This is a genomic window from Neoaquamicrobium sediminum, from assembly GCF_013240295.1.
In the GTDB taxonomy this organism is placed as follows: Bacteria; Pseudomonadota; Alphaproteobacteria; order Rhizobiales; family Rhizobiaceae; genus Aerobium; species Aerobium sediminum.
This window is the reverse complement of the sequence record NZ_JABETK010000002.1, coordinates 1,612,971-1,626,642: the sequence shown is the minus strand read 5'-3', so window position 1 is coordinate 1,626,642 and position 13,672 is coordinate 1,612,971. Positions and strand designations below refer to the sequence as shown.

The 13,672-nt window shown below is 65.1% G+C and carries 18 protein-coding genes and 1 tRNA gene; 12 read left to right on the top strand and 7 right to left on the bottom strand.

Features of this window, described 5'->3' with window-relative positions; genetic code table 11:
- Nucleotides 1-12: 12 nt before the first annotated feature.
- The 5 genes from HK436_RS19815 (at nt 13) to HK436_RS19795 (ending at nt 2,519) form a co-directional block, all read left to right on the top strand.
- On the top strand, nt 13-627 hold the full coding sequence (locus HK436_RS19815) for a GyrI-like domain-containing protein (protein WP_173192511.1): 615 nt from the start codon (nt 13-15) through the stop codon (nt 625-627).
- A gap of 8 nt (nt 628-635) precedes the next feature.
- Nucleotides 636-1,055, top strand: a complete 420-nt coding sequence (locus HK436_RS19810; protein WP_173192509.1) for a secondary thiamine-phosphate synthase enzyme YjbQ — start codon at nt 636-638, stop codon at nt 1,053-1,055.
- 162 nt (nt 1,056-1,217) lie between these two features.
- Entirely contained in the window at nt 1,218-1,433 is a 216-nt protein-coding gene (locus HK436_RS19805; protein WP_312860644.1) for an HlyU family transcriptional regulator, read from the top strand.
- 1 nt (nt 1,434) lies between these two features.
- The gene (locus HK436_RS19800; protein WP_173192507.1) at nt 1,435-1,623 is read left to right on the top strand and encodes a hypothetical protein; all 189 of its coding nucleotides are present in this window, start codon (nt 1,435-1,437) and stop codon (nt 1,621-1,623) included.
- 26 nt (nt 1,624-1,649) lie between these two features.
- The gene (locus tag HK436_RS19795) at nt 1,650-2,519 is read left to right on the top strand and encodes an SDR family oxidoreductase (RefSeq protein WP_173192505.1); all 870 of its coding nucleotides are present in this window, start codon (nt 1,650-1,652) and stop codon (nt 2,517-2,519) included.
- Here the strand turns inward: HK436_RS19795 and HK436_RS19790 are convergent.
- Both HK436_RS19790 and HK436_RS19785 read right to left on the bottom strand, forming a co-directional pair.
- Nucleotides 2,512-4,635, bottom strand: a complete 2,124-nt coding sequence (locus HK436_RS19790) for a DUF294 nucleotidyltransferase-like domain-containing protein (RefSeq protein WP_173192503.1) — start codon at nt 4,633-4,635, stop codon at nt 2,512-2,514. The two genes, HK436_RS19795 and HK436_RS19790, sit on opposite strands and share 8 nt — an antisense overlap.
- A gap of 149 nt (nt 4,636-4,784) precedes the next feature.
- A complete protein-coding gene (locus HK436_RS19785) occupies nt 4,785-6,701 on the bottom strand; it encodes an OmpA family protein (RefSeq protein ID WP_173192495.1) in 1,917 nt (638 codons plus the stop codon).
- 169 nt (nt 6,702-6,870) lie between these two features.
- On the opposite strand from HK436_RS19785, the gene HK436_RS19780 reads away from it, so the two are divergent.
- The 4 genes from HK436_RS19780 (at nt 6,871) to HK436_RS19765 (ending at nt 8,914) form a co-directional block, all read left to right on the top strand.
- The gene (locus tag HK436_RS19780; protein ID WP_173193655.1) at nt 6,871-7,317 is read left to right on the top strand and encodes a YcgN family cysteine cluster protein; all 447 of its coding nucleotides are present in this window, start codon (nt 6,871-6,873) and stop codon (nt 7,315-7,317) included.
- Between the two features lie 106 nt (nt 7,318-7,423).
- Nucleotides 7,424-7,837 carry a ketosteroid isomerase-related protein gene (locus HK436_RS19775; protein WP_173192493.1) on the top strand — a complete coding sequence of 138 codons (414 nt, stop codon included), beginning with the start codon at nt 7,424-7,426 and terminating at the stop codon, nt 7,835-7,837.
- Between the two features lie 4 nt (nt 7,838-7,841).
- Nucleotides 7,842-8,435: a GNAT family N-acetyltransferase gene (locus HK436_RS19770; protein WP_173192491.1), complete on the top strand. Its 594-nt coding sequence runs from the start codon at nt 7,842-7,844 to the stop codon at nt 8,433-8,435.
- Nucleotides 8,436-8,527: 92 nt separating this feature from the next.
- A complete protein-coding gene (locus HK436_RS19765) occupies nt 8,528-8,914 on the top strand; it encodes a hypothetical protein (protein WP_173192489.1) in 387 nt (128 codons plus the stop codon).
- Nucleotides 8,915-8,936: 22 nt separating this feature from the next.
- Here HK436_RS19765 and HK436_RS19760 read toward each other — a convergent pair.
- Nucleotides 8,937-9,012: transfer RNA gene (locus HK436_RS19760), tRNA-Ile, on the bottom strand.
- Nucleotides 9,013-9,127: 115 nt separating this feature from the next.
- Between HK436_RS19760 and HK436_RS19755 the strand changes: the two genes are divergently transcribed.
- Nucleotides 9,128-9,853 (top strand): SIMPL domain-containing protein, encoded by a 726-nt coding sequence (locus tag HK436_RS19755; RefSeq protein WP_173192487.1) that lies wholly within the window; start codon nt 9,128-9,130, stop codon nt 9,851-9,853.
- A gap of 473 nt (nt 9,854-10,326) precedes the next feature.
- On the opposite strand, the gene HK436_RS19750 is transcribed toward HK436_RS19755, so the two are convergent.
- Nucleotides 10,327-10,623, bottom strand: coding sequence for a DUF982 domain-containing protein (locus tag HK436_RS19750; protein ID WP_173192485.1), 297 nt, complete (start codon nt 10,621-10,623; stop codon nt 10,327-10,329).
- A gap of 78 nt (nt 10,624-10,701) precedes the next feature.
- Nucleotides 10,702-11,463 (bottom strand): NAD(P)H-dependent oxidoreductase, encoded by a 762-nt coding sequence (locus HK436_RS19745; RefSeq protein ID WP_173192483.1) that lies wholly within the window; start codon nt 11,461-11,463, stop codon nt 10,702-10,704.
- 96 nt (nt 11,464-11,559) lie between these two features.
- Here HK436_RS19745 and HK436_RS19740 point away from each other — a divergent pair, with 96 nt between their 5' ends.
- Complete coding sequence (locus HK436_RS19740; protein WP_312860688.1) at nt 11,560-12,405, top strand: LysR family transcriptional regulator; 846 nt, start codon at nt 11,560-11,562, stop codon at nt 12,403-12,405.
- Nucleotides 12,406-12,453: 48 nt separating this feature from the next.
- Here HK436_RS19740 and HK436_RS19735 read toward each other — a convergent pair whose 3' ends face one another.
- Nucleotides 12,454-12,657: a dodecin family protein gene (locus tag HK436_RS19735; RefSeq protein ID WP_173192479.1), complete on the bottom strand. Its 204-nt coding sequence runs from the start codon at nt 12,655-12,657 to the stop codon at nt 12,454-12,456.
- Nucleotides 12,658-12,782: 125 nt separating this feature from the next.
- Here HK436_RS19735 and mobA point away from each other — a divergent pair, with 125 nt between their 5' ends.
- A complete protein-coding gene (gene mobA, locus HK436_RS19730; protein WP_173192477.1) occupies nt 12,783-13,400 on the top strand; it encodes a molybdenum cofactor guanylyltransferase MobA in 618 nt (205 codons plus the stop codon).
- A 2-nt stretch (nt 13,401-13,402) separates the two neighbouring features.
- On the opposite strand, the gene HK436_RS19725 is transcribed toward mobA, so the two are convergent.
- Complete coding sequence (locus tag HK436_RS19725) at nt 13,403-13,651, bottom strand: hypothetical protein (protein WP_173192475.1); 249 nt, start codon at nt 13,649-13,651, stop codon at nt 13,403-13,405.
- Nucleotides 13,652-13,672: the final 21 nt, after the last annotated feature.

The following is a 13,672-nucleotide window of genomic DNA, read 5'->3' as shown; positions in this document are numbered from 1 at the left end:
GAGGCGGTGCCGGTGGACAAGGTTGATTTCAAGAAGACGATGAAGGCTCTGTGGCAGCCGCCAACAGGGCGCTTTACGGTGGTCGACGTGCCGCAGATGCAGTTCGTCAAGGTCGACGGGCATGGCGACCCCAATACCGCGCCAGCCTACAAGCGCGCGGTCGAATGGCTCTATTCGGTCAGCTATCCGCTGAAGTTTATGTCGAAGAAGGAATTGGCCCGCGACTATGCGGTGATGCCGCTCGAGGGATTATGGTGGGCGCAGGACACGTCGACCTTCCTGACCCGCGACAAGGATGCGTGGTCGTGGACGATGATGATCATGCAGCCGGAGTGGATCACGCAAGCCATGTTCGAGGCGGCGGTGGACAAGGCAAAGGCGAAGTTCGGCGCGCCGCCGGAGACGCTGCGGCTGGAGGCTTACGATGAGGGGCTGAGCGTACAGGTCATGCATGTCGGCTCCTATGACGACGAGGGGCCGATACTGCGCCGCCTGCACGAGGAATTCCTGCCGGAGAACGGGCTGGCCGAGACCGGGCACCATCACGAAATCTACATTTCCGACCCGCGCAAGACGGCGCCGGAAAAGCTCAAGACCGTGCTGCGCCAGCCGGTACGGCGCTTGTGAGGCACACCATGCAGACCCGGATCACAGTCGCCACCACCGGCCCCGGCCTTTACGAGATCACCGAAGAAGCGCTCGCCTTCGTTCGCGAGGCGCGGGTGGATACCGGCCTGCTGACGCTGTTCGTGCGGCATACCTCCTGCTCGCTGCTGATTCAGGAAAACGCCGACCCGGATGTGCGGCGCGACCTTGACGCCTTCTTCCGTCGGCTGGTGCCGTCCGCCGACGACCCTTCCATGGGCTGGGTGGTTCATACGACGGAGGGGCCGGACGACATGCCGGCACACATCAAGGCGGCTCTGACGGCGGTTTCGTTGTCGATACCGGTGGTGGAGGGGCTGCCGGCGCTGGGTACATGGCAGGGCATCTACCTGTTCGAGCACCGCGAGCGGCCGTATCGGCGCGAGATTGTGATGCATCTGAGCGCATGATGGCGGTTTCCCTTGGCGCGCCGCTGCCGTTATAGATAAGGCAGTCGGTAGCGGCCATGCCGTTCGCGCGGCCTGACGGGAGAATTCTGCGATGTCGTTCTGGAAGAAGCTTTTCGGTGTGGTAGTGGTGGCGAGGCGGCAGAGGAAGCCGCAGGCGAACCCGTGGAGCATAACGGCTTCACCATTCGCGCCACGCCCTTCACCGAGGGCGGCCAGTACCAGACCTGCGGGGTCATCAGCAAGGAGATCGGAGGCGAGGTGAAGGAGCATCGCTTCATCCGCGCAGACCGGTTTGCTGCGAAGCAGGATGCGATAGACGTGACCTTGCGCAAGGCAAGGCAGGTCATCGACGAGCAGGGCGACAAGATCTTTGGATGAGATGCTGCGATATGCCGTTCTGGCAGCGCTGATGGCCGCCGTTTCGGGCTGCACGGTCTATGGCGGCGCGGCGACGGCACGCGTGAGCGGAACGACGGTCCAAACGTCTTCGGCGAGCGCCAGCGTCGGGACGCAGGGCGTCGAAACGCGCTCCAGCCGGACACGTACGGAACTGATATTGCCCGAATAGACCCGCCGGGCCGAGAGGAGGATTTCATGTCGCTCAAGGGAAAGACGCTGTTCATCTCGGGCGGGTCGCGCGGGATCGGGCTTGCGATCGCGCTCAGGGCCGCGCGCGACGGCGCCAACGTGACGATCGCTGCCAAGACGGCCGAGCCGCACCCGAAACTGCCGGGTACCATCTATTCGGCGGTGGAGGAGATCGAGGCCGCAGGCGGCCGTGGGCTGCCGGTTCTGTGCGACATTCGCGACGAGGAACAGGTTTCAGCCGCGGTGAAGAAGACGGTCGAGGCCTTCGGCGGTATCGACATCTGCGTCAACAATGCCAGCGCGATCCAGCTTACCGGCACGTTGCAGACCGACATGAAGCGCTTCGATCTGATGCACCAGATCAATACGCGCGGGACGTTTCTCGTCTCCAAAATGTGTATTCCGCACCTGAAGTTGTCGGATAATCCTCACATTCTGAATCTGGCGCCGCCGCTCGACATGGCGGCAAAGTGGTTCAAGAACCACGTCGCCTACACGATGGCGAAGTTCGGCATGTCGATGTGTACGCTGGGCATGAGCGCCGAGTTCGCCGGCGACGGCATCGCCGTCAATTCGCTGTGGCCGCTGACGGCCATCGACACGGCCGCCGTGCGCAACCTGCTCGGCGGCGAGGCGGTGGCGGCGATGAGCCGCTCGCCGCAAATCATGGCGGATGCAGCCCACGCCATCCTGACGCGACCGTCGCGCGAGGCGACAGGCAACTTCTTCATCGACGAGGAGGTGCTGCGCGCGGAGGGCATGACCGACTTCTCCGCCTATGCGCCGGGCGCCACAGGCCCGCTCGCGGCCGACTTCTTCGTGCCGGACGAGGTGCTGGCACGGACAGGTACGAAGTTGGCGGGGACGTTCAGCTAGATCGAAACATCAGCCCCTGCACGAAATCCGGCACGAGCTGCGTGGCCTTGAGTGCTGCCTTGAGGTCTGAGCGGACGGGCGTGGGAAGCGTTGCTATCTCGACCTTGTTGGAGACCGGTATGCCGGCTTCGAGGTCGCGGCTTTGCTGCTCCAGCATCAGTGTCATGAACAGGCGATGCGCCTCGAGCAGCCTTGCGATCTCGCCGACATTGCCGAGGCCGCGTTCGGCAAGGCCTTCTAGCCTTTGGCGGGTAGAACGGCGGCGGATGTCATGGCGGATTGCCAGGACGCGGGCGGCAGCGACGATCGGGAACAGGCCGTGCAGCTTGAGATCGATGCGGCCCTCATCGGTCCGGATATTTCCAAGCAGTGTGAACGGGTTCGAGGCGGAAAACAGCTTTTCGCCCATCAGCTTGGCGAAAACCGGCTGGTTGGCGGCCGCATCGAAAGCGCTATCGAACATCCGCGCGCCGAGCGACAGGTCGCCGTGGACCGGGCGCTGGTCGAAGAAGATGTCGACGTTGAGCAGGTCCGCGCCGCTCGACCGCCCCACCCATTCGGCGATGCGGGCCTGCCAGGTTTCCCGCGAGCCGCGCCAGGCTTCGTTTCTGGCCATGACGCCGCCGGTGCAGTAGGGGATGCCGGCCGTGTCGAGGATGTCCGAGACGTGGCTGCCGAGTTGGGCGAACCAGCGGCAGGCTTCGCTGCCCGGAGCGCCTTCGGCAAAGACGATGGCGTTGTCCTGATCGGGCGCGAGCAGGCTTTCGCCGCGCCCGCCGGAACCCAGCACCAGAAGCGCGTAGGGGCATGGCGGAGAACCGTGGCCGGCCTCCTGCATCGCGGCCTCGGCGAGTTCGGCGGCGCGGCGGGTCATCACGCGCACCTCCTCGCTGACGACGCCGGCGATGATGCGGGCGTCGAGCTCCTCGGCACCGAGACTGAGGGCGACCGCCGGCAGGGTCGCCCAGGCCTGTGCCATGGCCTCGGCGCTGCTGGCCGAACCGATGGCATCGTCGAGGCTGATCGCCGCGCCGGCGCGTAGACGCAGGAGGTCGCGCGCGGAAATGACGCCGACGAGCGTGTCGCTTTCGTCGCGCACCGCCAGGTGACGGATGTGCAGCCGCTCCATGCGGGCGACGGCGCGATAGACAAAGGCTTCGGCGGCGATGCTAGCGAGTGGACGCGAGGCGATCTCGCCGGCCGACATGTCCAGCGCCTGCGCACCATGGGCCGCGATGCGGCGCATCACGTCGCGCTCGGTGACGATGCCGTAGGCGGAGAGCGGACCGTTTGGCGTGCCGTCGGCCGACACGAAGATCGAGCTGATGCGGCGTTCGGCCATCAGGTCGACGGCGTCTTTCGCCGTGGCGTTTTCCGCGATCGCCACGACCGGACTGGCCATCAGGTCGTCGACGCGGTGGCTGTAGGCATAGGGGTCGATCGCGCCGGTGGAGGCGGACAGGTCCGGGTGGGAAACCGGTTCGACCCAGCCGGCACGGTGACCGTCTTCAAGCCGGGTGGACAGGCCCAGGCAGGCGCGTTCCGCTTCGGCGAGCGTTCGCACGTGGCGTTCGGCGAGGTGAGGCAGCAATGCGACGAAAATCTCGGCGGCGGCGCGCGCATCGCCCTTTGCGCTGTGCCGGCCGGAAATGGAAATGCCGAGCCAGCTTGCCAGCGTATCCAGCGATTGGTCATGAAGGCGGGGGTTTGCGACCACACCCAGCAGGCGTACGCAGAGCGAGCGAGGCTTCGCCCACGGCAGGCCCGCGCGCATGGCCTCGCCCTGCAGAACAGCCAGGTCGAAGCCCATCGAATGACCGACGAGCACCCGACCGGCGCGGAACGCGGAGAAGGCGGCAAACGCCTCGGCGAAGGAGGGAGCGTCCCGGACATCGCCGTCGCGAATGCCGTGGATTTCGCTCGATGCTTCGGGGATAGGCTCGCCCGGGTCGATCAGTGTCTCGAAAGCTTCGTCTGGATTGACCCGGCCCAGTTCGATGCCGATGCCGGCGAGTTGAATGATGCGTGCCCGCGCCGTGTCGAGGCCGGTCGTCTCCGTGTCGATGGCAACCGCCTCGAGTGCGGCAAGCGGCATGGCTCCGCTGATGGGCTTCATCGGTTTCCTCCCTCCGCCACACTGTCGCACCGCGCGATGCGTTCGTCACCGGGACGAAAGTTCAACGCCCAAATGAAAAGCCCGGCCGGGGAGGGGGATCCGGCCGGGCTTTCGCCATCATTCCCGTCTGGCGGGAACGGGGCAGGGAACTAGCGGCTCGCCACCGGCGAGACGAGAGGCGTGATGCGGCGTATGGCAACGCGGCGGTTTTCACGCGCAGGCTCTGCCGTATCCACCTTCAGATAGGTCTCGCCATAGCCCTGTGTAACCAGATTTTCGGGCGGAATTGCGAACACGTTGGTCAGTGCGATCGCAACGGATTCCGCACGCTGGTCTGACAGGGCCAGATTCGCCTCGTCGGAACCGACAGCATCCGTATGGCCTTCGATCAGGAAGGTTTCCGCCGGATTTTCCTCCAGCAGGCGCTCCATCGCGGTTGCCACACCTTCGAGGCGCGGAATCTCGCTCTCGGAGATCGATGCGGAGCCGAACTCGAAGGTGATGGTGTCGAGGTCGACGCGGCGCACACTGTCGCGAACGCGGGCCGAATACTTCACCTCATCGACGGTGTAGAGGCGACGCACCGGCTCGACCGGCGGCTGGTCGAGGAACTGGTAGTAGGCGTCCTCGTTCTGCACGCGGCGGGCGTCGAGAATGTACTCGTCGCGCGGGATGGTGAGGCGCAGCGGCGGCAGGTCGCGAGCCGGGTCCCGCCATTCGCGGCGTTCCTCGCGGTCGCGGCGATCGGTGTAGACCAGCACGTATTCCTGACCGTCGGGCATGAAGCGCGAACGGCGGACCACGTCGCCATAGCGATCGCGCACCGTCACGACCTGCACGCCGTTGGGGCGCACAATCGTCTCACGGACACGGCCCCGCGGCAGCTCCTCGTAGTAGACCTCATCGGCGTCGCGGCTCATGCGCTCCCGGTCGTCGCTCTGCACCACGACTTGGTTGTTGAGCTGGATGACGAAGCGGTCGCCGATCTCGCGCAGCACGTCGGTACCTTCGCGGCGCTCGCGGCGGTCACGACGTTCGATGCGACGTCCTTCCTCGGCGCGAAGCGACTCAACTTCGACAGGTTCCTCAAGCTTCTGCGCTTCGGCATCCGACGCGGGCGGAGGCCCGGCTTCTTCCTCGAAGGTCAAGCCCTGCTCTTCCGTTTCGCCTTCGCCTTCCGGCTGCTGCTGCGCGGCATCACCTTCCTTCTGGCTGTCGAGGATCGGGGCTTCCTCGCCGGTCGCCTCCTCGTCAGGCGCACCCTCGCCAGACGGGACAGGCTGCGGCTCATCGGCCGGATCAGCCTCGCCTTCACCGGAAGGGATGGGCTGTGGCTTGTCGGTCGGGACGGGTTCGCCCTCGCCGGACGGGATCGGCTGCGGTTCGTCAGCCGGGGCCTGCTCCTCCTCGAACTGGAGACCGGGCTCATCAGCCTGAGGAGCTTCCTCCTCGGCTGCTGGCTCCTGCGCAGGCGCTGGCTCGGGCGTCGGAGCGGGCTCATCGGCTTCCGGAGCGGGTGCTTCCTCTGCGGCCGGAGCTTCCTCGGGCTGCTCGTCTGCGGCCGGAGCTTCTTCTTCCATGGCCGGCTCTTCTTCGGCGGGTGCAGGGGCAGCCTCAGGTGCCGGTGCGGCCTCTTCGGCGGGTGCCTCCTCATCCTGCTCGAACTGCAGGCCGGGCTCGTCATCGGGCGCTGGCGCGGCCTCGGGTTCCGGCGCTGCCTCTGGCTCAGGCGCAGGTTCGGCCGCCGGCTCTTCAGCGGGTGCTGCCTCGGCCGGTGCAGGCGCTTCCTCCGCGGCGGGCGGTGCTTCTTCCGCAGGTGCTGCTTCCTCGGCGGGAGCCTGCTCTTCTGCGGCCGGCGCCTCTTCCTTTGCCTTTTCCTCGGCCTCGCGCTGACGCTTCAGCAGTTCTTCTTCGCTGAGCTGCTCGTCTGCCTGGGCAAGAACAACCGGTGCGGTCGCGCGCGCCTCGCTCACCTTCATTGCTGCCACGGATGGCGCGGCCTGAGCCTGTGCTGCGGCCATGACCAGCGCCAAGGCTGTGCCTGTGAGGATGGGTGCTCGTTTCATCGTGCGGTAAACTCCTGTCCGATCGTCCCGTTCGCCACAGCAACTCGACGCGCCTCCAATGGTTCCGCCGAAGGGGCGAGATGGTCGAAAGCCGGGCAATTTCGCGGCGAAAGCAAGGCGCGTCTCCATGGCGCTTGACCGGACGGGCTCAAGCGCGCAAACCGGCCCGATGACGCAGCCATTCTGGAAAACAAAGACGCTCGAGGCGATGACGCCGCAGGAATGGGAGGCGCTGTGCGACGGGTGCGGCAAATGCTGCCTTTCCAAGCTCGAGGACGAGGATAGCGGCGAGATCTACTGGACAAGCGTCGCCTGCCGGATGTTCGATGGGGATACCTGCCGCTGCCACGACTACGAACACCGACTGGCGGTGGTGCCGGACTGCGTGGGGCTGACACCTCAGAACGTGCCAACCATCCGGTGGCTGCCGCAGACATGCGCCTATCGGCTGGTTGCGGAAGGCCGCGACCTCTACTGGTGGCATCATCTCGTTTCCGGCAGTCGCGAGACCGTGCACGAGGCAGGCGTTTCCGTGCGCGGCAAGGTGACGGCCAGCGAGACCGACCTTGCCGAACCGGAGGACTATTTCGATTATATGCTGGATGAGGAGCCCTGAAGCCGGCGACACGTCGCTGCCACGGCTTCCGCTGCCGTTTTCCATCCATCCGACTTGCCGCGCGGTGGCTAGAAAAAACCAGACTGCAGAAAAGGACCAGACCGACATGAGCGAAGCCGAGACCCGCACGCTGATCGAGCGCTACGTCGCCGCCTTCAATTCGGGCGACCGGGACGCCATGCTGGCCTGTCTTTCCGAGGACGTCGCCCATGACATCAACCAGGGCGGTCGCGAGATCGGCAAGGAAAAGTTCCGGTGGTTCCTCGGCATGATGGACGGGCACTATCGCGAGGAACTGTCGGACGTGGCGATCATGGTCAATCAGGGCGGCGGCCGCGCGGCGGCCGAGTTCACCGTGCGCGGGACCTATCTCGCAACCGCGGAGGGGCTGCCCGAAGCCAATGGCCAGACCTATTCGCTGCCGGCCGGCATCTTCTTCGAGATCGACGACGGGCTCATCTCGCGCGTGACTACCTATTATAACCTTGCCGACTGGACCGCGCAGGTGGCGAAGGACTGAACGGGTGGAGGTACGCAGGCTCGCCCGCGCGGAAGCCGAAGCGGCCTTCGACGATCTCGCGCGGCTACGGATCACGGTCTTCCGCGATTTTCCGTACCTTTACGAGGGCGACCTCGACTACGAGCGGCGCTACCTTGCGACCTATATGGAATCTCCGGGCGCTGTCGTGATTGGTGCCTTCGACGAGAACCGGCTCGTGGGGGCAGCGACGGCCTCGCCGCTCAACGATCATTTCGAGGCATTCGCGGAGCCGTTCGCGAAGCGCGGGCTGGACCCCGCGGATTTCTTCTACTTCGGCGAATCGGTGCTGGAGAAGCGCTATCGCGGGCAGGGGGTCGGGGTGCGGTTCTTCGAGGAACGCGAAAAGGCGGCGGCGGAAGCAGGGTTTGGCGCCTGCGTCTTCTCTGCCGTCATAAGGCCTGCGGATCATCCGTTACGGCCGGCCGGCTACCGGCCACTCGACGATTTCTGGCGACACCGGGGCTATGCCCGCATCGAGGGGCTGACCACCGGGTTCTTCTGGCGCGATGTCGGGCAGGCGCAAGAGACAGTCAAGACAATGGAATACTGGACAAGGCGGATCGACCGGGCCGGCTGAACGCAGGATGAACGGGCGGTTCGCGGCAGGTTCAGCTTGCCGGTGGCAGTGTGCGGCGCATCGCAACACGCACAGCGCTTCCGGAGAGAATCATGCTGAAGATCATCAAAACCGCTGCCCTTTCCACCCTTATCGGCCTCGGCGCGCTGTCGGCCATGCCGGCTGCCGCGCAGGCGCAGAACGGCGGCATCTATTTCGGGTTTGGCAATTCCGGTCCCAATGTCGGGCTTCATTTCGAGGATCGCGGGCGTCATGATTATCGCGAACGCCGCGGTTATCGCGACCATCGCCGCCACGCCTATCGCGACCGTGGCTGCTCGCCCCGCGAGGCGGTTCGCAAGGCCTACCGCATGGGCCTGCGCGATGTGCGCCTGATCGGCTCAGGCCCGCGCACGGTGCGCGTGAAGGGTCGCGGCCACGGCTACCGAACCGCGATCATTACCTTCGCCGACCGGCACAACTGCCCGGTGATCCGCTGATCGCGGGTATTTGAGGCGGAATTGGTGGGCCCGGAGGGACTCGAACCCCCAACCAAGCGGTTATGAGCCGCCGGCTCTAACCATTGAGCTACAGGCCCCACCGCCGCTGACCTAGTTGCTTTTTTGCTTCGGCACAAGACTGCCGCCGCAATCCACCCATAATCGCTTCCTATGCCGATCCCGTCTCGGGAAAACAACTTATTGGAGAACCAGATGAACCGCAGATACCTGCCGATGCTGCTCGCGGCAGCGATGACCCTGCCAGGAGTGGCCATGGCTCAGGACTCTCAACCCCGGAATACCCCGCGCGTTGTTGTGACCGGTGAAGGCGAGACCGCTATCGCGCCCGACATGGCGATTGTCAGCCTCGCGGTGATGCGGGAAGCCGAGACCGCGCGCGATGCGCTCGACGCCAACAACGAGGCCATGAGTGCCGTCATCAAGGCCATGAAGGATGCGGGTATCGAGCAGCGCGATATCCAGACCGCCGGCCTGCAGATCAACCCGCGCTATGTCTACCCGCAGAACAATTCTGGCGAAGAGCAGCCTCGGATAGTCGCCTATCAGGTCTCCAACACTCTGACGGTGCGCGTGCGTGACATCGCGACGGTGGGTGAGGTAATCGATCGCTCCGTGACGCTTGGCGTCAACCAGGGCGGCAACATCACTTTCATCAACGACGATCCGGCAGCCGCCACCACCGAGGCGCGCAAGCGCGCGGTCGAGGACGCGATGGCCCGTGCCCGGACGCTTGCCGAAGCCGCCGGCGTCGAGCTCGGGGGCATCCTGGAACTCTCGGAGCAGTCCTTCGCACCGCCGCCGATGCCGCTCGGCGCCAAGGCCTATCGGATGGAGGCGGCTTCCGACGCGGTGCCCGTCGAGGCGGGCGAAAACACCTACAGGGTTCAGGTCAACGTGACCTTCGAAATCAAGCAGTAACAGAACAGGGCCGGCGCGAAGCCGGCCCTTTTTCGTTGGGCGAATGGCCAAAAATCCCGGACGGCGATCGTCGCCGTGGTTTGATACGACGATTGCACGCGTGCTATAGGCAGGCGCGCCCGTGAGGCCGCAGCACGGCGACGGGCGGTGCTGTTGAAACCTGTCAGGAGGTCGAGTTGGTGGTGACAACAAGCGTTAGCGGGGCTGGGGCCCGCGTGGAAGGCGTCGGCCCTGTCGGAAACGCAAGCGCGCTAACGCTTAAGTTGGCGCTGGTCGCGTCGGCTTTGACACTCCTTTCGGCCTGCGGCTCATCGGGTCCGATGTATCGCGGCGCGCCCCCGGCGGGCATGACCGACGCCGAGTACCGATGCCAGCTGGACCGGTCGCAGTGTCCCGTCCAGATGTCGTGGCCGGAAATGAAGGGGCCCACCGGCGATATGGGCGCCCCCAAGTAGAGGCAGCCCTTCATGACGCTATCCCGGTAGATGCGGGCGGAAGCCGAAAGCGCCGGGGAGTGCCGGCATCATGTCGCGTGAAAGAATGCCCGACAGCCGTGCGAAGGCTCGGAAGGCCTGTTGAGCTTTTTCGGCTGCCTCGACATCGACCGTCGCGGCAAAACAGGCCTTCAAGGCCGCTTCGTATACCCGGCCCTGATGATGCGGCCATGCCAGCAGGAGATCCAGCGCCTGCTCGGCGCTGTAGACTTCACTGATCGGTTCGCCCGGTGCTGACTGGATACGCACCGGCAAGCGGAATTGTGCGGCGTCCATCTGACTTTTTCCCTGTATCTTTTTGGGCACAACGCACGACACGGCATTGAGTTGCGACAGGGGTGCGGGGCGGGATGGTCAGGACTGCGCGACCGAAGGTGCCCGGACGCGCGTTGATTCGAGGGGCTGGCCCTGCCGATCCCAGTCCTCCCAAGCGGGAAAAGCGAGCGTGGGTGCTCTTCCGATGGTTTCCAGCCGATGCTGCCAGCGATCGAGCTGCGTGGTGAGTCTGGTCGAGAGGCTGTCGTCCTGTTCGTAAACATAGCCGTGCCCCTGCACACCGAAGGTCCAGAACGGGGCGAGCACCGTAAAGCCCATATAGTGGAGCGAATAGTGCAGCGGCCACAGCATGGTTTCCGGGTCGCCGCCCCGTGCGCCTGGACCGAACGCCGCTTCGGGCGCACCCGTTGTGATCGATAGAATTGCCCTGCGACCGCGAAAATGGCCCGCGTCGTAGCGCTTGCGGCTGGTGTAGAGCCCGCCATTCATGAACACGCGGTCGAACCAGCCTTTCAACATGGCGGGCGGTCCGTGCCACCAGAGCGGGAACTGGATGACCAGCAGGTCGGCCTTCGATAGCGCCTCGACTTCACGGGCCACATCAACGGGTACGGTGTCGGTCTGCCATGCGTGGCGCTGCTCTGCGAGTGCGGAGAAGGTCGCCGGGTCGAAGCGATTGCGATAGTGCTCTGCCGCCTCGACGGGATCGAAACCGGACGCGTAGAGATCGGATACGGTGACCGCGGCGCCGGTCGCCTCCAGGGTGGTTCTCGCGCGCTGCGTCAGCTCGGCGTTGAACGAGGCCGGTTCTGGATGAACGTGAACGATGTGAGCCTGCATGCCGATCTCCCGATCTCTTGTCCGGGAGAGGGTAGTGTGTTCAATTTTGTTTATCGATAGAAAGAAGTGGCAATAGGACTTTCAGAATTGAAAGATGTGATGGATTGGTCGGACTATTCCGTGCTGCTGGCAATAGCCGAATCGGGGTCGCTGGCAGCGGCGGCGCGGTCTACCGGCCAAAGCCATCCGACGATGATGCGTCGCCTCAACGCCATCGAGGCGCGGCTCGGCGCGCGCGTGTTCGAACGGTTTCGCGACGGGTATCAGCCGACCGCGGCGGGCGCGGCGCTTCTGAGGGCGGCGCGCGACATGCGCGAGATCGCAATGGAGGCCGAACGGAAAGTGGCCGGACGCGACAATCGTCCGACCGGGAGCGTCGTCCTGACGACGACGGATACGCTGTTTGCCGGGTTGCTGGCGCCGATACTTGCGCCTTTCCGAAACGCCTTTCCAGGCATCGTGCTCGATATACGCGTTTCGAACGATGTGTACGATCTGGCGCGTCGCGATGCCGAGATCGCGCTGCGGCCGTCTTCTGACCCGGAGCTCAATCTGGCGGGGCGGCGTCTGGGTCTCATCCGGCAGGCCCTTTACGTGCCGACGGAAACGAACGGGAGTGTCGATGAGGTGCCGATGCTGGGTCCGTCGGCGGACATGCCTTATGGCGCGCTGCACGCGTGGATGAAGGACGCGGGACTGGATGCGCGCTGCGTGCTGCGCTTCAACTCGATCCTGTCGATGCATAATGCCGCGCGCATTGGCGCGGGTGCTGCGATCCTGCCGACCTATCTTGCCGAAGACGATACGTCGCTGCGAAGAACTGGCGAGCCGATCGCGGCGCTGGAGACGGAGCTCTGGCTGTTCGTTCATCCAGATCTCAGGAAGACGGCACGCGTTCGCGCTGTTCTCGACTATCTCGCCGGCCATATCCGTCTCAAATGACGGGGACGTGCCGGTCGCGGCCATTCGACCGCGCCCGGCGTCGACGGATCAATCGTCGAGTACGAAGGTGACTTTCAGGATGACCTTGTAGGATGCGATCCGGCCGTTCTCCACGGTTACTTCCTGATCCTTGACCCATGCGCCCTTGAGGTTGCGCAGGGTGTTTCCGGCACGTTCGATGCCGACATTGATGGCGTCCTCGAAGCTTTTGGTCGATGTCGAGGAGATTTCAGTGATGCGTGCTACGGACATGATCTTCTCCCTTGCTGCCCCACCCTGTCCCCGCAACGGACGCAAACGGCGATCGTTCCCCTTGCGGCTTGCCGGCCTCGGATGGGCCGTGCTCAATGGCGATGAGACGTCAAACGGAGGCGCATTTGGCTGAAACTCTGGGCGTGATCCTTGCGGGTGGCCGCGCTTCCCGTATGGGCGGCGGTGACAAGGCGCTGCTGGCGCTGGGCGAAACGACGCTGCTCGACCATGTGATCGCCCGGCTGCGACCGCAGTGCGCGGCGCTGGCCATCAACGCCAATGGCGACCCGGCCCGCTTTGCGCGTTTCGGCCTTCCGGTGATTGCCGACACGATTGGCGGCCTGCCGGGGCCGCTGGCTGGCATTCTGGCCGGGATGGAGTGGGCGGCCGCGCGTGGCGGCGATTCGCTGGTTTCGGCCGCAGGGGATACGCCGTTCATGCCGGACGACCTCGCCGAACGTCTGCGGGACGCCGGCGGCGGTGGGCTGGCTCTGGCGGCCTCCGTCGATGGCGAGGGTGTGCAGCGGCTTCATCCGACCTTCGGCCTTTGGCCGGTGGCATTGCGCGGGGATTTGCGGGCCGCGCTGGAGCGCGGGGACCGCAAGGTCGCCACATGGGCGCAGAATCACGACGCTGCCGTTGCGCAGTTTGCTGCCGGGGAGGGCACGGATCCGTTCTTCAACGTCAACACGCCCGACGACCTTGAGCGCGCGCGCGCGCTGCTTGCCTCGAATCCTGCCTGAACTCAGGTGATGAAGGCGACGGTCGAGGCGATGGCCATGACCACCGCGACAAGGATGAGCACGGCAAGAAGGCGAGGCAAACCGAAGACCATCGCATAGCCCGCAACCCACGCGGCCGTGGCGGCGCCGAGCGCGTAAAGGAAGGTGCTGCGGTCGCCGGCGGCGATGCCGGCCGCCATCAGCCCGCCTACGGCCAATGCACCGAACACGACGATGATGGCGATGGCGTATCTTTCGAGGTCGTTTTCCATTGTCTGTCCCTTGGCGCATGC